At 72.0% G+C, this 22,200-nt stretch carries 4 protein-coding genes; all 4 read right to left on the reverse strand.

The annotated features are described in order from the left end of the window. Positions 1 to 37 precede the first annotated feature (37 nt). A complete protein-coding gene (locus GA0070616_RS02630; RefSeq protein WP_091075663.1) occupies positions 38 to 9,121 on the reverse strand; it encodes an SDR family NAD(P)-dependent oxidoreductase in 9,084 nt (3,027 codons plus the stop codon). Next, on the reverse strand, positions 9,118 to 18,822 hold the full coding sequence (locus GA0070616_RS02635) for a type I polyketide synthase (protein WP_091075666.1): 9,705 nt from the start codon (positions 18,820 to 18,822) through the stop codon (positions 9,118 to 9,120). The genes GA0070616_RS02630 and GA0070616_RS02635 overlap by 4 nt, the downstream gene beginning before the upstream one ends. Beyond that, positions 18,819 to 19,970 (reverse strand): aromatic ring-hydroxylating oxygenase subunit alpha, encoded by a 1,152-nt coding sequence (locus GA0070616_RS02640; RefSeq protein WP_217628175.1) that lies wholly within the window; start codon positions 19,968 to 19,970, stop codon positions 18,819 to 18,821. The genes GA0070616_RS02635 and GA0070616_RS02640 overlap by 4 nt, the downstream gene beginning before the upstream one ends. 92 nt (positions 19,971 to 20,062) lie before the next feature. Continuing rightward, on the reverse strand, positions 20,063 to 21,298 hold the full coding sequence (locus GA0070616_RS02645) for an NAD(P)/FAD-dependent oxidoreductase (RefSeq protein ID WP_091075670.1): 1,236 nt from the start codon (positions 21,296 to 21,298) through the stop codon (positions 20,063 to 20,065). Between the last annotated feature and the right edge of the window lie 902 nt (positions 21,299 to 22,200).

Consider the following 22,200-nt stretch of genomic DNA (forward strand, 5'->3'; position numbering starts at 1 on the left):
GGTCACGGTGCTCCTTCCGTTCCGCTCGGTGGTCATGTCACTGCTTGCTGGCCGGGGCCAGCAGGGGTCGCAGTAGCGAGGTCAGTACCGGCTCGGTCGAGGGCGGAGCCGGCTGCGGTGCCGGCGGCCCGGCCTCCGACGACCGCCGGTGGGTCGGGACGCCGGTGGCGGGCTGGTCCGGGGCGGTGTCAACGGTGGCGAGGCGGGCGGCGATGTCGGCCGCCGTACGGGCCCGCATCAGCATCGACGGGTCGACCGTCACGCCGCTGCGCCGCTCGATCGCGCTGGTCAGGTCGGCGATCGCCAGGGAGTCCAGGCCCATCTCGTCCAGGCTGCGGTCATCCGGTGCCTCGCCGAGCACGTCCATGAAGGCGGCCCGGACGGCGGCGGCCAGCACGTCGTTGCCCCGTCCCCGCGACACCGGCACGTCCGGGCCGGCGGCGCGGGAACCGACCGCGACGGTCGGGTCCGTGCCACCGGAGTTGGCCGGCTCGACCACCGGCACGGGTTCGGCCGGTGCGACGCCGCCGGGGACGACCACGCTCCCGCCGGAGCGCAGGTGTGCGGCGAAGACGGCCAGCGCCTGGTCGACGCCGATCGAGTGGGCGGCGGAGAAGGACTTGTCCGCCGCCATGCCCACACCCAGCCAGTTGGGCCAGGCGTGCGCGGTGACGGTCAGGTCGGCGCCGTCCTCCCGTTCGGCGAGGGCGAGCTGGTAGGCGTTGGCCATCGCGTAGTCCACCAGCCCCCGGCCGGCGTCGGGCAGGACGCCGGCGATGGAGGAGACGAGTACGACGAACTCGGCGCCCTGCCCCCTGGCCACCCGCAGCACGTGGTGCGAGCCGGCGACCTTGGGGCCCGTGACGCGCGCGGCGTCGGCCCAGTCCCGTCGCTTCACCGCCCCGAAGGGGTTGACCCCTCCTGCGCAGTGCACGACTCCCCTCAGTCGGCCCCAGCGCTCACCGAAGTGGGCGACCGCGTCGGCCAGGGACCGCTCGTCCTGGACGTCGCAGGGCAGGTACGCCACCTCGGCCTGCTGGCCCAGCCGCGTCAGGAACGGCGAGTCCGCGCCGGCGGCGGAGCGACCGAGGACGGCGATCCGGCGGGCCCCACACACCACCAGGTGTTCGGCCAGCCGTTGACCGACCGCGCCCAGTCCTCCGGTGACCAGGTAGTAGCCGTCGGCGGAGAGTTCGGGCCCGGCGCCCGGGATGGCCACGGCCGGCACCGGGACGAGCCGGGTACCCCGGCGGTAGGCGGCGACCGTGTCGTCGTCGGGTTGCAGCGCGGCCAGTTCGGCGGTGATCCGCGCGGCGTGCTCGGCGACCGGCTCCCGCGGGTCCAGGTCGAGGACCGCGAGGGGATGCCGGTTCTCCGCGCAGGCGGCCCGTACGGCGGCCGCTCTGGCCGCCGCGGTCGGCAGCAGGGTGATCCGTTCGGCGGGCTGGACGGCGGCGCTGGACCAGGTGGCCCAGACCATCCTGGCACCGGCCGGCAGGGTGGTCAGGAGTGACCGCAGCCGCGCCCAGAAGGTCTCCAGGTCCGCGTCGGTGCCGGACGGGTCGTCGACGACCACGAGGCGGGCGGCGGGACTGTCGTCGGCGACCACCCTGGCGCCGGCCGCGAGGAGGGCGCCCACCATGGCGGCGCGGTACCGGTCGGCGGCGACGACCCGCACGGTGATGCCGGGTTCCAGCACGCCGGGTGCCAGGTCGTCGGCGTGCCACTCGGTGCGGTACGCCTCCTGGCGCCCGGCGTCGGGCGGCGTCGAGGCGGTCGGGGGCACCGTCCGGTCCCGCCAGTAACGGTGACGGGCGAACGGGTAGGTGGGTAGATCGGTGATCCGTGCGCCGGGTGCGGACAGGGCTGGCCAGTCGATGTTCCGCTGGCCCCGGCGTACCGCGTCGACGACTGCGGCGTGCCGCTGCGACAGTGGGGCCGCGCCGAGGTCGGCGGTCAGCCCCGTGACGTCGTCGTCGGCGGCGGCGGCGGCGACCGGAATGTGCCCGGCGGCGACGGCGCGCAGCTCCTGCGCGATCTCCCCGGCCGTGGTGCCCCGCACGGCCGTCTGGAAGGCGAGTGGGGAGCGACCGACGTTGGCGGTGTGGCAGAGGTCCGCGGTCTCCCGGTCGTCCCGCGACCGGGCGAACCGGTCGGCGTACATCCCGGCCAACACCCGCACCGCATCCTCCGACGCCGCGGACACCCGCACCACAAAACTGTCCTGCCCCACCACCGGCGCCCGCCCCACCACCGGCGCCTCCTCCACCACCACATGGGCATTAACCCCACCCATACCAAACGCCGACACCGCACCCCGACGAACCCGCCCACCCCGAGGCCACAACACCGGCCGATCCACCACAAAGAACGGCGACTCCTCAAACCGAATATGATCATTCGGCCGCACCACATGCAACGTCGGAGGAATCACCCCGTTCTCCAACGCCAACACCACCTTCACCACACCAGCCAAACCCGCAGCCGGCTCCAAATGACCCACATTCGACTTCAACGAACCAATCCCACAAAACTGCACCCGATCCGTGAACACCCGCCACGCCCGAGACAACCCCTCCACCTCAATCGGATCCCCCAAACCCGTCCCCGTCCCATGCGCCTCCACCATCTGAATCCCCACCGGATCCACACCCGCATCCCGCAACGCCGCACCCACAACCTCCGCCTGCGCCGCAGAACTAGGAACCGTCAAACCACTCGTCCGACCCCCGTGATTAACCGCCGAACCCTTCACCACCGCCCGAACCCGATCACCATCACGCAACGCATCCCGCAACGGCTTCAACACCACCGTCACCACACCCTCACCCGGCACGAACCCATCCGCCGACGCATCGAACGCCCGCGACGCACCAGTGGGGGACAACGCGCGCAGGCTCCGCATCGCGTGGTAGTGCAGAGGCGACATCGCCAGTCGTACGCCGGCGACGACAGCCTGGTCGCACTCGCCGTTGCGCAGGCTCCGCACAGCCGTGTGCAGGGCCACCAACGACGACGAACACAGCGTGTCGATGGTCATGCTCGGCCCCGACAGATCCAGGAAGTAGCTCACCCGGTTGGCGAGGAAAGCGTTGTGGTTGCCCAGACCGCTCGGCGCGTCCAGCTCCGGCTCGATGTTGTGGTCCTTGTAGTGCTGGTAGCTCGCGCCGACGAAGACACCCGTTCGGCGGGGGGCCGCCAGCGGCGGCACGCCGGCCGACTCCAGCGCCTCCCAGGTGGTGCGGAGCAGCCAGCGGGCCTGCGGGTCCAACACCTCCGCCTGCTTGGGGAAGAAGTCGAAGAACTGGGCGTCGAACTCCTCGACGCCGTCGAGGAACCCGCCGGGTGGACGTTCCCCGGCGCCCCACCGGAACTCGGGCGCCGGGCCGATGCCACTCGTGCCCTGCGACAACATCGACCAGAACTCGTTCGGATCCGTCGCTCCGGGTACCGCGCAGGCCATTCCGATGATCGCGATGTCGTCCCCGTCGTGCCCGGGGCCCACATCGGTCGGGTCGGCCTGCTCGATCGCCGTTGCCGCGGTGACCGGACTGACCGGCGCGGTGACCGGACTGTCCGGTGCGGACTCCGGCTCGGCCGTGGGCCCGACGTGCGCCGGGGTGTCGGGCGGTCCCGGCTCCCCGTCCGAACGGGCCTCCCCCTCCGGTGCGTCGGCGTTCCGGGCCGGACCGCCGGGCCGGCGGTCGACCCCGATCACGGCGGCCAGGGACCGGCAGTCCCGGGCGTCCAGGACGTCGGTGGGGCTCAGTCCCACCTCGAACGACTCGGCGACGGCGGCGGCGATCTCGGTGGCCAGCATCGAGTCCATGCCGAGGTCGGAGAGCCGGCTGGTGGCGGTGACCGTGGGATCGCGCAGCACCCGACGTACCAGGGCGACGACGTCGTCCTCGCCGTCCACCCGGGCAGGCGGCGTCTCGGAGCGGGAACGGGACGCCGGGCGCGGCGACCCGGCCGGCGGTACGGGCGCCGGCACCGGCCGGTACGCCACCTCGTCGAGGGTGACCAGGACCGTACCGTCGGCGCTCAGCAGCGTCGCCGTGCCCCGCCGGGCACCGTCACCGTCCTGCGTGACCCCGTGCAGGTGCACGAAGGCTGCGGCGGCGGGATCGGCCCAACGGACGACACGACCGGCCGACACCGGCAGGTAGGTCTGGGCGGACGCCGACGGGTCGGCCATGGTCAACACCGCCATGCTCTGCAACGCGGCGTCCAGCGCGGCCACCGCACGCACCCGGAGGTCCTCCCCCTCGGCGTGCTCGATCCGGGCGAGGACACCCGTCGGGCCGAACCGGATGTCGGCGACGGCGCGCAGCGGACCGTCCAGGTCCATGCCCTTCGCGGCGAACCACGCGTACAGCCCGGCCGGGTCGAGCTGCCGCGGGTAGCGGGCGCGCAGTTCGTCGACCGACTGCCGGTCGGGCCGCTCGGCGGGCTCGACCGGGGTACCGAGGGTCAGCCGGGCGATGGCCCGCTCACCGTGCCGGATGCTCACGGTCCGGCCCGGCCCGGCGTCGGCCGGGTCGACGGTGAGCAGGTGCCGGCCGACACCCCGGGCGGTGAAGGTGACCGACTCCAGTTCGGTGCCGCGGGACAGGGCGAGGTCCAGCACCAGCGCGGCCGGCACGGTCTCCTCGCCGAAGACGCGGTGCGCCTGGACGACCCGGTCGTCGGTGGCCTCCGAGCGGGGCCCGACCGGCTCTGCCGCTGTCGGCGGGGCCGTACCCGCCCCCGTCCGGAAAGGGTACGGCGGTAGGGCCAGCCGCGGCGGACGCACGGCACCGTGCACCTTCCGCCAGTCGACGTCGCCGCCGCCGACATGGCGGAAGGCCAGGTCGACGAGGTCGGTCGAAGCGGTCGGGGCGGCTCCGTCGGTCAGCACGGTCGCGCCACGGACCACCAGGCCGGACAGGTCGCCGCCGTGGCCCAGCGCCCGACGCAGGCCGGCGCCGAGCTCGTCGGCCGTGGCGCCGAGGACGGCGAGCCGGTGCGCCAGGTGACGACGGCCCACGGCGGCGGCGAAACACAGCACCGCCGGATCCAGGGACCGGTCCCCGGCGATCAACCGCTCGACGTCACCGGCCCGACGCACCAGGGCCTGCGGGGTGTGCGCGGACAGGACGAGCAGGTGCTCGCCGGACGGGTCGAGGGACCGTTCGCCCCCGGACAGCTCGGCGACGTACTCCTCCACCACGACGTGGGCGTTGGTGCCACCCATGCCGAAGGCGCTGATGCCGGCGCGGCGTGGACCGTCGGACGGCCACGGGTGCGCCTCGGTGGGAACGACGAACCGGCCCGTGGAGAGGTCGACGTGCGACCCCGGTACCTCGAACCCGGCCAGCGGCGGGATCTCCCGGTGCCGGATGCACAGCAGGACCTTCAGCAGGCCCGCCAGACCGCTCGCCGGTTCCAGGTGCCCGATGTTCGCCTTGACCGAACCGATGTAGCACGGACCGGTCCGGTCAGGTGCGGCACCGAACACCTCGGTCAGCGCGGCGATCTCGATCGGGTCACCCAGCCGGGTCGCGGTGCCGTGCGTCTCGACCAGCGACAGGTCCGCCGCCGAGAGACCGGCGTCGGCCAGCGCGGCGCGGACCACCGCGGCCTGGGCCTCGCTGCGCGGCACCGGCAGGGCGCTGCCCCGGCCGCCGTGGTTCACCGCCGCGCCCCGGATCACCCCCCAGATCCGGTCGCCGTCGCGCACCGCGTCGGCGAGCGGTCGCAGCATGACCGCGATCGCGCCCTCGCCGGGGACGAAGCCGTCGGCGCGCTCGTCGAACGGTCGTGGCCTGGTCGGTGACAGCGCGCCGAGCTGGCTCAGGCTCCGGTAGTACCAGGGGGTCAGACCGACGTGGCAGGCGGCGACGATGGCGGCACCGCACTGCCCGGCGCGCAGGCTCAGGACCGCCTGCTGCACGGCCACCAGGGCGGACGAGCAGAGGGTGTCCACGGTCTGCGACGGCCCGGTCAGGTCGAGGGCGTAGGAGATCCGGTTGGCCAGCACCGCGTTCATCGAACCGAGCGCGGTGTGAGGGCTGATCCGGTCCAAGCCCTGGGCGTCGCGGTGGTGGGTGTAGGTCGCGCCGACGAAGACGCCGATGTCCCGCCGGCCGGCCAGGCCACTCTCGTCGACCACCGACCAGGCGTGCTCCAGCAGCAGCTTCTGCTGAGGGTCCATCTCCTCGGCCTCGCGGAGGGAGACGCCGAAGAACCTCGGGTCGAAGCGGTCGATGTCGGAGACGAAGGCACCCGTCCGGCAGTAGGTGCCGGTCATGTCGGGGCCGCGTTCCTCGAAGAGGGCGTCGACGTCCCACCGGTCGGCGGGCACGTCGGTGAAGGCGTCGCGTCCGGCGCGCAGCATCTCCCAGAACCCGTCCAGGTCGGACGCGCCGGGCAGGTCCGCGGAGACCGCCACCACCGCGATGTCGGTACGTGCCGGGTTCCCGGCCGCCGGCTCACCGTCGAGTCGGTCGGCGGACCGTTGCGGCGGTTCGGCGGCGGTGTCGGCCGACGCCCGCGGTGGCGTCGGCGCGGACCCGGCGGACGCCGCCGGGGACGCCCCCAGCGGTTGCGGCTCCGCCGGGTTCCGCTGCGCCGCGGGCTGCCCGGCGGAGGGCTGGACGGACACGGCGTACCGGTCGACGAGCGCCTGGGCCAGTTCGGCGAAGTCGCCGTACTCCAGGAAGAGAGTGGCGGGGAGAGTCACGTTCCACCGGCGGGACAACTCCTCCGTCAGCTCGACGCTGAGGATGGAGTTCATGCCGTAGTCGCTCAGCGGCGCGTCCCGGTCGAAGTCGGGGATCTCCAGCCGTTCCGCGAGGAACCGGGCCAGGTCGTCCTCGACCCACCGTCGGGCCCGGTCGTCGGCGTCGACCTCTCCGGTGGCCCCGTCGGGAGTGGACCCGCCGGTCCGCTCCGGGCGGGTCGTCGCGGGGCCTGCGGTCGGGGGCGGAGCGTCGGTGGCCGACACGTCGGGGTGCGCGACGACCACCTGCCGCAGGTCGTGCCGGAGCACGGCGGTCAGCGCGTCGAGCGCCTCGACGGTGCCGAGCGGCCGGACCCCGCGTCGCCGGAGCTGCTCGGCGACGGCGGTGCCCATGCCGACCTCGCCCCACAGTCCCCAGTCGACACTGATCCACGGCCGGCCGTGGGCGTGCGCGTACGCGTCGAGGTAGGCGTTGGCCGCCGCGTAGCCGCCCTGGCCGAGGTTTCCGAAGGTTCCGGACACCGAGGCGAACAGGACCGCGAAGTCCAGGTCACGGACGTCGAAGGCGGCGGCCAGCGCGCGCACCCCGTCGACCTTGGGCCGCAGCACCCCGACGAGGTCCTCCTCGGTGGCGGAGCGGAGCAGGCCGTCGCGCAGGGTGCCGGCCGCGTGCACCACACCGTGCAGCGGGCCGTGCTCACGCTCGATCCGCCGGACCACCCCGGCCAGGGACTCCGGGGCGGTGACGTCCACGGCGTACGAGACCACGGTGCAGCCGGACGCCTCCACTGCGGCGAGGACGTCCGGGGCGACTCCCGTACCGCCGGAGCGGCTGACCAACGCGACCAGCCCGGCGCCGTCCCGGGCGAACCGGGCGGCGACCGCCAGGCCGAGACCGCCGTGCCCGCCGAGGATCAGGTACCGGCCGCCCCGGCGGACCGCGGGTCGCCCGCCGTCCGCCCCCGTCGCCGGTACGCGCTGCGGTACGTGCCGCACGCCGTGGCGGTAGCCGACCTCGACCGGGCCGTCGCCCAGTTCGGCGATCAGGGCGTCGGCCGACCCGGAGTCGAGGTCGACGAGGCGGGGACGCAGCCCGGGGTACTCGATCGCGGCGGTTCGCACCAGACCCCACAGCGCCGCACGCGCGGGTTCCGGTCGGTCGCCGTCGCGGACCGGCTGGGCGTTGTCGGTGCCGACCAGGAACCGTGCCCGGCGGTGCCGCTCGGCAAGGGTACGGATCGCCGCGGTCGCGGTGTGCAGCCCGGCCCGCAGTTCGTCGGCCTCCTCCCGGGCCGCGCCGGTGTTCCACAGGTGCACGACGCCCTCGACCGGGTCGGCCAGTTCCGACCAGAGGCGGCGGAACCAGTCGTCGTCGGGACGCTCGACCACCCGGCGGTCGGCGGTCTCGCCGGCCGGTGGGTCGACCGGGCCGGCGACCACCTCGACCACCCGGGCGCCCTCGCCGCGCAACGCCCGGACGGTCCGCCCGCCCACGTCGTCGGGGTGGCCGTGGTGCAGCACGACCCAGGTGCCCCGGGCGGGCGGGCGCGGCGGGGCCGGTGGTGCCGACGTCCACCGGATCGCGGTCACCAGCCGGGGCAGTTGCCCGCTGGTCGGGACCCGCCGCATCCGGATTCCGGTGAACTCGATGACGACCTCGCCGGCCGGGCCGAGCAGCACGGCGTCGGCGACGGAGTAGGCGTTGCCGACCTCGGTGCGGTGGACCCGTACCGTCACCTCGTCGACCGACGGCGGCAGCTCGGCGAGCAGGCGCATCCGGGCCATCCCGATCGGCAGCATCGGGTACGGGCCGTCGCCGTCACGCAGGTCCTGAAGTGCGCAGCTCACCACCTGGAACACGCCGTCGACCAGGAACGGGTGGGAGTACCAGGGCCCTGGCTCGGCGACGGCCCGCAGGACAGCCTCGGCGGTCCCGTCGCCGACGGCGAGCGTCCGCACCGTGCGCAGCTGCGGGCCGTACTCGAGCCCGGACTGCGACCAGGTCCGGTAGAGCCGCTCGGGGTCGACCGACGTCGGGCAGGTGACCTCGAGCGGGGTCACCGTGCGCTCGTCGGGCCGGAGCAGTCGCCCCCGGCCGGTGGAGATCGTCCGCAGTCCGGTTTCGGAGGCGACACTCAGCTCGAACCGGGTGTCGTCGCCGACGGTCACGTCGAGCCGTACCCGCGCCTGCTCGTCCTGGTCGACGATCAGCGGCCGGACGAAGGCCACGTCGCCGAGTTCGATCGGGGTGAGCGCCCGACGGCGCAGCACCGCGAGGACGGCCATCTCCACCTGCACCGAGGCGGGCAGCACCCCGATCCCCGCGAAGCGGTGCTGGTCGATGAAGGACTCGCTCCCAGTGAAGGTCTTCTCGTAGGTCTCGACCCGGTTCGTCACGATCCCTCGCTCTGGTGCTCGTAGTGACGGTCGAACAGCGGGTGGCCGACGACCAGTTCACGCGCGGCGGCGGACAGGGAAGGGTTTCCGGCCGGCGCCTCGGGCGCGGTGGTGCCACCGCCCCGGGTGACCTGCGGCGCGGCCAACGGTCGCCCCTGGAAGGGGTAGGTGGGGATGGTGGTGGTGCGGTGCCCGCGTTGGTGGTGCAGAGCGGGCCAGGTCAGGTCGGTGTGGCCCTGGTTGTAGTAGTCGACGAGGTTGTCGTGGAGTTGACGCTGGTCGGTGTGACCCCGACGCAGGGTGTGCAGCCAGGTCAGACCCGCCTCGGGAAGAACCTGACGACTGATCGGGACCAGGACCGGATGCGGACCGATCTCCCAGAACACCTCCGCACCACCCTCACGCACCAACCGCACCGCCTCGGCATACCGCACCGGCCGACGGATCCCCTCGGCCCACACCCGCGGATCAGTCACCGACTCCCCGGTGTGCCAACCACCCGTGATCGTCGACGCGAACGGCATCCCCGGCGCCCGCAACACACCACCGGCCACCGCCTCCGCGAACACCGGCACCGCCGCACTCATCGCCTCCGAATGAAACGCGTGACTGACCGTCAACCGCTGCCCACGCCCCACCGCCCGACAGAACCCGTCCACCGCCTCGACCCCACCGGCAACCGTCACATTCGACGGCCCGTTGTAAGCCGCGACCTCCACCCCCGGATGCTCCACCAACAACCGATGCACCACATCAACATCGGCATTCACCACCGCCATCGCCCCACCCGACGGCTGCGCCTGCATCGCCTGCGCCCGCGCCCGCGTCAACCGCATCAACTCCGGCAGGTCACACACCCCCGCCGCCCACGCCGCCGTCAACTCCCCCACACTGTGACCCGCCACCACCTGCGGACCCACACCCCACGACCCCAACAACCGCACCAACCCGACCTGCACCGCAACAATCGCCACCTGCGCAAACCCGGTCTGCCCCAACACCTGCGCCGGCGCATCACACAACAACCCCGGCAACGACCACCCATCCAACGAACCCAACAAACCCGCACACTCATCAATAGCCTCACGGAACACCGGCTCCGCGGCATACAACCCCGCACCCATCCCCGGATACTGCGAACCCTGCCCCGTGAACAAGAACCCCGTCACCGGCCCCCGACCGGCCAACCGACCAATCGGCCGATCCCCCGACGCCACCCGCCGCAACCCCGCAGCCAACTCATCACCATCAGCACCCGCCACCGCAACCCGGAACCGATGCACCGCCCGACCCACATTCGCCGTGAACGCCACATCCCCCACCTGCGCCCCCGACACCCCCACCAACCGATCCGCATAAGCCCCCGCCAACACCCGCACCGCATCCTCCGACGCCGCGGACACCCGCACCACAAAACTGTCCTGCCCCACCACCGGCGCCCGCCCCACCACCGGCGCCTCCTCCACCACCACATGGGCATTAACCCCACCCATACCAAACGCCGACACCGCACCCCGACGAACCCGCCCACCCCGAGGCCACAACACCGGCCGATCCACCACAAAGAACGGCGACTCCTCAAACCGAATATGATCATTCGGCCGCACCACATGCAACGTCGGAGGAATCACCCCGTTCTCCAACGCCAACACCACCTTCACCACACCAGCCAAACCCGCAGCCGGCTCCAAATGACCCACATTCGACTTCAACGAACCAATCCCACAAAACTGCACCCGATCCGTGAACACCCGCCACGCCCGAGACAACCCCTCCACCTCAATCGGATCCCCCAAACCCGTCCCCGTCCCATGCGCCTCCACCATCTGAATCCCCACCGGATCCACACCCGCATCCCGCAACGCCGCACCCACAACCTCCGCCTGCGCCGCAGAACTAGGAACCGTCAAACCACTCGTCCGACCCCCGTGATTAACCGCCGAACCCTTCACCACCGCCCGAACCCGATCACCATCACGCAACGCATCCCGCAACGGCTTCAACACCACCGTCACCACACCCTCACCCGGCACGAACCCATCCGCCGACGCATCGAACGCCCGCGACGCACCAGTGGGCGAGAACGACCGGAGGCGGGAGCCGAGCTGGAAGTACTGCGGGGAGAGGGCCATGTGCACGCCGGCGACGATGGCGGTGTCGCACTCGCCGTTGCGCAGGCTCCGCACAGCCGTGTGCAGGGCCACCAACGACGACGAACACAGCGTGTCGATGGTCATGCTCGGCCCCGACAGATCCAGGAAGTGACTGACCCGGTTGGCGAGGATGGCGTTGTGGTTGCCCAGACCGGCCGGGGTCTGCACCGTGTCACCGACGACCATGTCCCGGTAGTGCTGGTAGCTGGCTCCCACGAACACGCCCGTGGAGGTGCCGTGGATCCGTCCGGACAGGCCGGCGTCCTCCAGGGCCCGCCAGGCGGACTGGATCAGGTGCCGCTGCTGGGGATCGATCCACTGCGCCTCGGCCGGGGACATCCGGAAGAATCCGGCGTCGAAGGTCGTCAGATCGTCGACGAAGCCGGCACGGCGGAGGTAGACGGTGCCGGGCTTCGATTCGGTGGAGTAGTAGGAGTCGAGGTCCCACCGGGACTCGGGAACCTCGCGCAGGCAGTCCTGCCGGTTCATCAGGACCTGCCACAGTTCCGTCGGGTTGCTCGCCGACGGGAAGACCCCGTCGAGGCCGACGATGGCGATGTCGTGCCGGTCCGTCGGCGTCTCGTCGGCCGGCGCGGACTGTCCCACCGTCGGACGCTCGACCACGGTCACCGGGGAGCCGACCGGCGCGGCCGGGGCGGCGGCCACCGATGCCACGGCGCTCGGGCGCACAGGCACGGGTACCGCCGCCGGCACGGCCTGGGGCGCCGGCTCCGGCACGGGTACGGAGACCGCCGCGGTGGCCGGCGGAACCGGGGCCGACACGGTCGGGGATTGGGCCGGGCCCGGCCGGGACGCGGGCACGGACGCGGAGGTGACTCCGTACGCGTCGCGCAGCTCCTCGGCGAGCTTGTCGACCGTACCGACCTCAAGCAGCAGCGTCGCCGGGATGTCCACGCCCAGCCGGGAGCGGATGTCCTGGGCCAGCGACACGGCCAGCATCGAGTCGAGCCCCTGCTGCTCCAGCGGAACGTCTCGTTCCAGGGATTCGAGGTCGGTCTCCAGCGCCTCGGCGATCCACTCGGCGAGGGTCGGCCCGAGGACGTCGGCGCCGCCCACGATCGGACCGGGGGCGCCGGCACCAGCGGGGGCCGGACCGGCGCCGGCACCAGCGGGGGAACCGGCGCCGCCGGGAGCCTCGGCGGTGTGCCCGCCATGGAAGCCGTTCGACCCACTCGCCCCGTTCGTCGAGCCCCAGCCGTTCACGCCGCCCCGGCCGCCGGCGGCGACGAGGGAGTGCCCGTTGCGTGAGTTCGAGGTCGCCGGCGCGGACGGTTCGAAGCGGACCTGGTCGCCCGCCGAGAGGGCGGGGCTCGCCTGCGGCGGCGGGGCCGGGGCGATCCGCTTCCAGGTGACCCGGTGGGCGTGCAGCACCGGCCGGTCGCCGTCGAGGATCACCAGGCTCGCGGTGAGCAGTCCGGCGTCCGGGGCACTGTCTCCCACCCGGCGGGCGTAGACACGGGCCGAGGACGGAAGCGGGCCGAGGACGGTCAACCGCTCGACGGTGAAGGGCACGTAGAGGCCCCGGGCCCCGCACGCGGCGAGTGCCACCTGGTACGCCCCGTCGAGGAGGCGCGCGTCCACGGGCGCCGCGGCGACGGTGGTGGCGCGAAGCGCACCGATCGCCTGTCCCGGGGCGACGACCAGCGACGTCACGCAGCGGAAACCGGAGCCGTAACCGAGCCCCTCGCGCTCGAACGCGTGGTACATGTCCTCGACGTCGACGGGGGTGGCGCCGTCGAGAGCGGCCGGCGGCACGAGCGTGGCGTCGGCCGGTTCCACGTCGCCGACCCGGACGTCGCACACCACACTTCCGGTGCCGTCGCGGAACCGCACCGTGGTGCCGTCGCGCTCGCCGGTGAGCCGGGCGGGGGTTCGTACCGGCGCCCGCAGGGTCAGCTCCCGGATCGTGAAGCGGTCCTGGCCGACGATCTCGGCGACCTTGCCGGGGTACGCCGAGCCCGGCAGGGTCGGGTGACCGAGCACCAAGTGTTCCTCGGCCTCCGGGTGCGCGGTCCAGGTGTGGCCGGGCACCGGATCGACGATGTTCGGCTCCGGTACTGCCGCCCGGCCGTCGGCCGGCTCCGGGGTGGACCGCGGAACCTGCGGCCCCGGTTGCCCGGCCGGTTCGAGCCAGAGGTGCTTCTCCTGGTGGGGCGCGGTCGGGAAGCGCACGCCGGCACGCGGCTGCGGAGGCAGGTCCGCACCCGCCACGAACTGCCGGGCGACCTGTTCCAAGGTCTCCCGGTCGGGCTCGGCCCCGAGCGACGGCAGCACCGGACGCCCGGTGTCACCGTCGACGACCCCCAAATGCAGGCGGGCACCGTCGACCTGCGCCAGGAAGAGCAGGAGCTTGTCGTCGAGCTGTTCGATGCTGTCCACCACGCAGGCGAGCCGGTGGGTGCCGGTGGCCCGCTGCCGGCTGGCCGCGCAGAGTCGCACCAGTGGTGGGCAGTACGGCGAACGCAGCAACCGGACGACCCGTTCCGCCAGGGTGCGCAGCGCCTCGGCCGATCCCGCCGACAGGGTCAGCAGGTCGTACCCCGGGGTGGCCGGAACCGGCAGGGGGGCCGGGGCCGCGAGGACGACGTGCGCGTTGACGCCACCGAATCCGAAGCTGCTGACCCCCGCCACCTGCGGGCCGGACCACAGCGTCAACCGGTCCGGCACGTACAGCGGTGAGTCCTCGAAGCGGAACGCCCGGTTGGGCGAGTCCAGGTTGGTCGACGGTGGGATGTGTCCGGCCTGCAACGCCAGGATGGTCTTGATCAGCCCGGCGATGCCTGCCGCCGGTTCGAGGTGACCGATGTTCGTCTTCACCGATCCGACCGCCACGGAGCCGTTGCCGGCTCCGCGCAGTGCGGCGCGCAGGCCGTCCAGCTCGATGAGGTCGCCGAGCTGCGTGCCGGTGCCGTGCGCCTCGATGTAGCCGACGTCGTCCGGGGACACTCCGGAGACCGCCATGGCCTGGCGGATCACCGCCTCCTGGGCGGTCACGCTGGGAGCGGTGAGGAAGCCGGCGCTCCCCCCGGTGTGGTTCACGGCGGTGCCGCGGACCACGGCGAGGATCGGGTCGCCGTCGCGTTCGGCGTCGGCGAGGCGCTTGAGGACGAGCACGCCGCAGCCCTCACCACGCACGTACCCGTCGGCGGCGACGTCGAAGGTGCGGCACACCCCCTGCGGCGACAGCATGCCGTTGCGGGCGAAGGAGCGGGTCTTCGACGGGGTCAGCACCAGGTTCGCGGCCCCGACGACGGCGGCGTCCACCTCTCCCGCGCGCAGGCTCAGCGCGGCCTGGTGCAGGGCGACCAGCGAGGACGAGCAGGCGGTGTCGACGGCGAAGCTCGGCCCCGACCAGTCGAAGGTGTGCGAGAGCCGGTTGGCGACCATGGAGATGGCGGTGCCGGTGGCCACGTGCGGGTCGTGGTGGCCGATGCTGCCGGCGACCAGCTCGGGGAAGTCGCTGGCGATGGTGCCGACGAAGACACCGGTCCGCGCCCCCAGCGACGCGGCGTCGTGACCGCAACTTTCCAGGGCCTCGTCGGTGACGCTGAGCAGGAGGCGCTGGAGCGGGTCCAGTCGCCGGGCCTCCCGGTCGGTGAGACCGAAACGTCCGGGGTCGAACTGTTCCACGCCGTCGACCCATCCGGTGGGCACCTCGTCGGTGTCGGTCCACAGGTGACCCCAACCGCGGTGGCCCGCCGGCGGCGCACCGGTGCTGACCACACCGTCGGCGAGGTTGCCCCAGAACTCGTCGGGTGTGCTCGCGCCGGGGAACCGGCAGGCGAGGCCGATCACCGCGAGGGCCCCGTCGGGGGCCGGCTGGTCGGCTGGTACGGGCCGGGGTGCCGATGCGACCGCCGGCGTCTCCTCCCGCGCCTGCGCAGGCGCGGTCACCGGCGTCTCGTCGCGCACCGGCGCGGTCACCGGCGTCTCCGCCCGGACCGGTGCCGGGCTGGTGGCGTCGGGGGCATCCGCCGCTGTGGTCTGCGCCTGCGGCCCGGCGGCCACGCCCTGCCGCTCGTCGGTGGCCGCGGCCTCCTCGGGCGTGTCCTCGGGGCCGGGGTGGAGCAGGGCGGCCAGCCTGCGCGGGGTTCCGGTGGCGAAGATGACGGCGGGGCTCACCTCGACCCCGATCTCCCGGCTGAGCGCAGCCGCCGCGAGAGTGACGTTCCCGGAGTCGCCGCCGAGGTCGAAGAACCCGTCGTCGGCGGAGAACGTCTCGTGCCCGAGCACGCCGGCGAAGACCCGGATGATGGTGTCGGTCAACTGCGCGGCGGAGACCGGCGCTGTCGCCGCGACCGTCGGCGTGGCCGTCACCGGCGGTGCGGTCACGGCCTCCGGTGCGGTCGCGGCCTCCGGTGCGGTGGCGAGCGTCGCCCCGGGGGCCGTCGACTCGACGGTCGACCGGATGATGGTGTGCCGCGTCGGTTGGGGTAGCCGGGCGCGGTCGGTCTTGCCGTTGCCGGTCATCGGCAGCGCGTCGAGACGCACGTAGGTGTCCGGGACCATGTAGTCCGGCAGTCGCGCGCCGACGAACTCGTCCAGCCCGGCCTTGGTGAGGGTGCCGTCGGCGACGAGGTACGCGGTCAGCCGGGGCTCGCCCCGCCCCTCGAAGGGCACCGCGACCACCACCGCCGCGCTGACCGGCCCGAACTCCTCCAGGACGGTCTCGATCTCGCCCGGCTCGATGCGGTTGCCGCGTACCTTGACCTGGGCGTCGGCGCGGCCGAGCCACTGGATCCGGCCGTCGGTGTGCAGGCGGACCAGGTCACCGGTCCGGTAGAGGCGGACGCCGGTACCGGGGTGAACGAGGAACACCTCCGCCGTCCGGTCCGGGCGGTTGGCGTAACCCCGGGCCAGCCCGACGCCGGACAGGTACAGGTGCCCCTCGTGGCCGGGAGCGCACTCGCGCAGGTCCTCGTCGAGCACGTGCAGCGTCATGCCGGGCAACGGGTCGCCGAGCGGCAGGAACGATCCGACCGACTCGACCCGGTGGCAGGACACCCAGATGGTCGCCTCGGTGGGGCCGTACAGGTTCCACAGTTCCCGCGCCCCGCCGTGCAGCCGGGCGGCGGTCGCCGTCGGCAGCGCCTCCCCTCCGGAGAGAACGACCAGGTCCGGTTGGGGCGTCCATCCGCTCTCCAGCAGCAGCCGCCACATGCTCGGCGTCGCCTGGGCGACGTTGACCTCGGCGATGAGGTCGGCCAGCTTCTGCGGGCTGCGGGCGACCTCACGGGTGGCCAGGGCGACGGTGCCACCGACGGTCAGCGGCAGCAGCAGTTCCAGCAGCGAGATGTCGAAGGCGACGGTGGTGTGCGCGAGCACGACGTCGGTGTGGGAGGATCCGAGCCGCTCTCCGATGCCGGTGAGGAAGTTCGCCAGCGCGGCGTGGGTGATCTCCACGCCCTTGGGCTCTCCGGTCGAGCCGCTGGTGAACAGCACGTACGCGAGGTCGTCGCCGTCGATCCGGGGTGGGATCGCCAGCACCGAGCCGTCCGGCGCGGGCACCCGCAGCGCCGGCCCGAGCGAGGCCGCCAGGGCGTGGGTCCGGTCGTCGGTGAGGATGAGGTCGCACCGGGAGACCTCCAGGTACCGGCTGAGCCGCTCCACCGGGTAGCTCGGGTCCAGCGGCAGGAACGCGGCACCGGCACGCAGGACACCGAGCATGGCCGGCAGGAGTTCCGGCCCCCGGTCCGTCAGCACCCCGACCACGGTGTCGGCGCCGACACCCTGCTCGTACAGGTGGGCGGCGACGGCGTCCGCCCACGCGTCGAGGCCCTCGTAGTCGAGGTGGTGTCCGCCGACGCGGACCGCGGTCGCGCCGGGCTGCCCGGCGACGGCCGCCGCGACGAGGTCCAGCACCGTCCTGGTCGGCTCCGCCGGGGCCTGCCCCGGCTCGGCGGCGGGGATGGCCGCGACGTCGGGTAGGACATCCAGGATGCGGGGCGGGTCCTCGCCCCGCAGCAGGGTGTTGAGTGCGACGTCCTCGACGCGTTCGGTGAACTTCAACGCGTCGTCGTGGTCCATCGCGGTCTCCCGGATGAAGACCGTGGGCGGACCGACGGCGTGGCAGACGAGGGCCACCTCGGTGTCCGGGTCGACCGCGGCCTCCTCGTCCGCCTCCCGCTCCAGGACCATGATCCGGGTGAAGCTCGGCACGTCGGAGCCGAGTGGACGCTGGGCCAGGCCGAGCCGCACCTCCAGGTCGGTGGCGTAGCCGTGCCGGGTGGCCGTCTCGTCCAGCTTGTCGGCGAGCGCGCCGGTGCGGTCGTCGTCGAACCGCACCGGGACCCGCGCGGCGGCCAGCCCGTGGGTCTCCTCGGCCAGGGTCCGCAGGCGCGACGGTGCCCAGGCGAAGTCAAAGGTCGTCTCGCCCATGCGCTCGGCCAGGACGGTGAGGAAGGCGCGGATGACGCTGACCGTGCCGTCCCGGGACTCCGGTTCGTAGGCCAGTTCGTACCGGCCGTACCCCGATGACGCGGCGGAGAAGTCGTCGGCCGACAGCGGCGGCGGACGCAGGTCGGTCAGTCGCTTGCGCCACCACGGTTCGTTGGTGCGCAGCGGTTCCTGGGCGGCGGCGAGGCTCGCCAACCGTCGTTCTGACACGGCGGGTACGGGCTCGCCTGGTCTGATGCCGAGCCGCTGCGCGGCGGCCCGGCCGCTGAGCGCGCTGCCGTCGACCGCGACGAAGTCGCTCAGCAACACGTCGGCGTCGGGGGCGGCGAGCTTGAGGGCGGTCCCGGTCACCGACACCGCGACCATCGCGGCGCGACGGTCGGCCCGGGGTACGACCCGAACCTGCCGCACGAAGACCGCGCCGGACTCGGTGACCAGTGTCGGCACGGCGAGCGGGTTCGGAAAGGAGCCGTAGTCCAGGGCCCGGGAGATCCGTTCGGCCTCGGCGGCGGTGGTGCCGGCGTGGATGAGTCCGCCGGCGGCCATGCGCGCCGAGCGCAGGTAGAACCGGCGTTCCCGGCCACTGGTGTCGACGGGTTCGGGCAGGGACCGCTTCGCCAGGTGGGGTACGAGGTCGGCGAAGAGCTCGATTCCGACCTCGGCTGTCTCGTAGGTCAGCGACAGCGCCGTGGAGTGGTTGCGCACCGGGAACCACTTCTCCAGCAGCACGGCGCCGCCGTCGACGGCCTCCGTCATCACGTGCCAGGTGGCCGCGTGCCGTCCGGCACCCTCGTAGAGGGCCCAGGCGGGAACGTGGCTGCCGGAGTAGCGGGGCAGCGGGCCGTCGTGGAAGTTGATGGCCGCCACCGCCGGCAGGGCGAGTACCTGCGGGGTCAGGATCCGGAAGTTGACGATGCTCAGCAGGTAGTCGAAGGGGCGTTCGCTGAGCACCGACACCAGGTCGGCACGCGGGTCGAGGACGCGGATGCCGCGGTCCCCGGCCCAGGCGACGACGGCGGAGTCGTCGCTGAAGACACCCTCGACGCGGATCCCGGCATCCAGCAGCCGGCTCGCGCACTGGACCAGGACCCGGGTGCCACCGATGAGATAGCAGGTGACCGGCGTGCTCATCGCGCGTCCTCCTCGGTCTGCCCGGCGACCCAGGCGTCGATCTGGGAGACGACCTCCTCGTCGAGGGAGAGCTGCCCGGGCGACCACATCGGGTTCGACAGGCCCCGGTGCGTGCGCTCGCACAGTTCCCAGTCCTCGTAGTTGGCCTTGTCCCAGAGGGCGAAGACCGCCTCGTGCGAGAAGTCGCTCTTCGCGGTCTCGGAGGGGTGGAACAGCCAGAAGTGGCGGACGACGCAGGTGCCGGGGCTCTCCGGCCAGACCCACTGCATCATCACGTAGTCGGCGGTGAACCCGAACAGCAGATTCGGCAGGATGGTGATCCAATTGATCTTGCGACGGTCGGCCTCCGGCACCTGCGGCATCGGTGCCCGCTGGCTGTGTCCGGTCATCGAGACCGAGTTGAATCCGTCCCGGATCACCTGCCACGCCCCGACGATGTCGCCCTTGAGCTCGTACGTCCCGGCGTCGTCGAAGTCGGTGATCCGGTGCAGGTCCTTGTGCGCGGTCGGGAAGTGCAGGCTCTCGTTGACGTTGTGGGCGACGAGCTTCCAGTTCGACGCGACCGGGTAGTCCTTGGCCTGTACGCACTCCAGCGTCTCGAGTTCGTACGCCTGGGCGAACTGGCCGAACTCGCCCAGCGACGCGTCGAGGTCGGGGGCCTCGTCGGAGAAGGCGACGAAGATGATTCCGTGCCGGATCTCGGTGCGGATCGGCAGCAGCCCGTTCTTGGCCTTGTCGAAGAAGTGGTCGAAGTAGGTTCCGTTGAGGCTCTTGAGGGCGCCGTTGCGGTCGTAGACCCAGCAGTGGTACAGGCAGACGATGCTCTGCCGCTTGCCCACCGCCTCCTCCACCAGCCGGTAGCCACGGTGCCGGCAGTAGTTGTGGTAGGCCTGGATGCCGTTGTCCCCGTGGATGATGAGGATCGATCCGGTGCCGATGTCGAGGGTGGCGTAGCACCCCTTCTCCTTGAACCGCGACACGTGGTCGACGGGGAGCCAGCGGCGGTGGTAGATGCGCTCCATCTCCCGCCGGAACTGCTCCTCACCGGTGTAGAACTCGTGTGACCTGCCAACCCCTCCGGTTTCGAAGTAAGGGCGTTCCTCATCCTGCTTGCCGATGAGGTCGAACATGCTGAACGCGCGAGTCATCTGCTGGCTCCCCAGGAGTCAAGAAGGGCATCAACGGTGACGGGACGGACGGCCTCGGCCGCCTCGTGGGCACCCACGCGGCCGGCTGGTGATCAGAACGGGTCGTAGATGCGCTTCTCCTCCGGCACACCCGCGTCGTCGTAGAGGCGCTTGAGGCTGTCCGGCGCGAAGATCTCGTGGTCCTCGACCCCGCCCGCGATGACGCCGAGCATCTTGGTGGTCCACTCGTCGCTGGTGCTGATCGCCCGCAGCACCGCGTCGAAGAACGGCGGCAGCTTCAGCTCGGCGATCATCGTGGTGTAGTCGTAGACGCCGGCACTCTGCTCGTCGCGCTCCTTGTTGTAGTCGGCGAGCGCCTCCTCCATGATCCGCTGGCCCGACAGTCCCTCGTGGATCCGCTCGGCGAGCATCTCGCCGTGCAGGAAGGCGTCGGTGATGCCCCACCCGGTGATGGGGTCCTTGTGGTACCCGGCGTCGCCCACCAGGGCCCAGCCCGGCCCGTACGCGCGGCGGTAGTAGTTGTCCGGGTACCGCATCGGGCGCAGCGGTTCCTCCCGGCGGCCCTGCTCGCGCAGTTGCGCGCCCATCTCCGGCGCGACGTCGTCGAGGACGGCCTGGAAGCGCCGCTCCGGGTCCTGCCGGAACTCCTTCAGGTGGCGCTTGGTGCAGATGATGGCCACCATGTTCAGGTTGTCGTTGGTGGGCCAGGTGCCGAACCACTGCTCGTTGAACCCGGTCTTGTGGTGCATGCCCCAGTCGAGGCCGCTGTAGTAGGAGTAGTAGGTGAAGCCTGCGGCGGGACGGACGTTGTACAGTTCGGCGCCGACCTTGCTGGCGACCTTGGAGTGCACACCGTCGGCACCGACGACCAGGGAGGCCCGGAACTCCCGTTCCGGACCGTCGGCCTCCCGACCCCGGACGCCGACCACCTTCCCCTCGGAGAAGACCAGGTCGGTGACGGTGAACTGCTCCAGGACCTCGACTCCCGCCCCGCGGGCGGCGTTGACCAGGATCTCGTCGAGGACGATGCGCCGGGGGCAGTAGACCGCGTCGATCCCGTCGATCGGGTCGGCGAAGCCGTTGAGCTCGATGCCGTTGTTCAGGTAGTGCATCTTGCGGATCGGCGGGGTCTTGGCGTCGATCACCGCGTCGAGCAGCCCCCATGCCTTCAGGCGGGACAGCCCCGTCTGGTGCAGGTAGTGCGTGGAGATCGCGTCGCTCGGGAAGGACGACCGATCGACCATCAGGACCCGGTGGCCGCGACGGGCGAGCAGCATCGCCACAGGCGAACCGGCGCAACGCGCTCCGACGACGATGACATCGTGCATGATCGACTCCGATCGGTAGGAGGAGAAACCGGTGAGGGACAGCCAACGAGGACCGAACCCTCGGTGAACAACCGACAACGAGTACTCCGACTCACCCGCAGGCAGGCGGAATCGATCCCGGACGTCATACATCCAGCCGGGATGGTCGGCACAACAACCGCGCGCCCTCACACCTGAGAGGCAGCGCGGGTCAAACCTCTGTTCACTAACCCAGCAACGGTCGTCGACCGTCGAACAAATCGTCGACAACGGACCCGCGGCAACCCCATTCCGACATTGATCGAAATGGCAGAGGGCGGATCATTCTGACGACAATCGGAGGAAAGGTCGTGGTGCCCCGACAAACCGGGTGACTGCTGCAGCACCGTCACCGAAGTGAACCGGGCGCAACGATCGCGTACGCTTCCCGCCACGCCCGATCGAAGCGCGATCAACGCTTCGACGGCCGTCACCTGGGATCGTGGACCACAATCTGGCCTGGGAGAGAGAGGACGTCACACGCCCGCGCCCCGCAGCGACACCGAGCTGGCCGGACTGGCCGGACGACCACTCGAACCGGCAGCCCCACCCGCGAACGGCCTGGTCGGCACGCAGCAGGGGAACACGCGGTTCGGATGGGCCCGACAACCGGCAGCGTCAGGAGCGACGCAGCTCAGGGCATAGGCGGACGAAGGATGCGTCAGTCATGGCGAATCGGCGGCGCCAGCTGGGCTGCAACCCAGCTCGGGGCTGGGCAACCCCTCGACGCCACCCCCCCCCCCCCCCCGACGGACTCCATCCCGGATCGCGGCTCGAACCACAATCGAGTGCAAACCTTCTCGACTGCGGGGTCAATCAATCGGTGGTTGCGGACCACAGACACGATTCCCCTTCCGACCTGTCAACGCACATCATCGGCACAT

It is taken from the genome of Micromonospora nigra, from assembly GCF_900091585.1.
Lineage (GTDB): Bacteria > Actinomycetota > Actinomycetes > Mycobacteriales > Micromonosporaceae > Micromonospora > Micromonospora nigra.

Coding starts and splice junctions, on each gene's coding strand:
- GA0070616_RS02635 (WP_091075666.1), bottom strand. CDS start 18,822: ATGAGCACGCCGGTCACCTGCTATCTCATCGGTGGCACCCGGGTCCTG.
- GA0070616_RS02640 (WP_217628175.1), bottom strand. CDS start 19,970: ATGACTCGCGCGTTCAGCATGTTCGACCTCATCGGCAAGCAGGATGAG.
- GA0070616_RS02645 (WP_091075670.1), bottom strand. CDS start 21,298: ATGCACGATGTCATCGTCGTCGGAGCGCGTTGCGCCGGTTCGCCTGTG.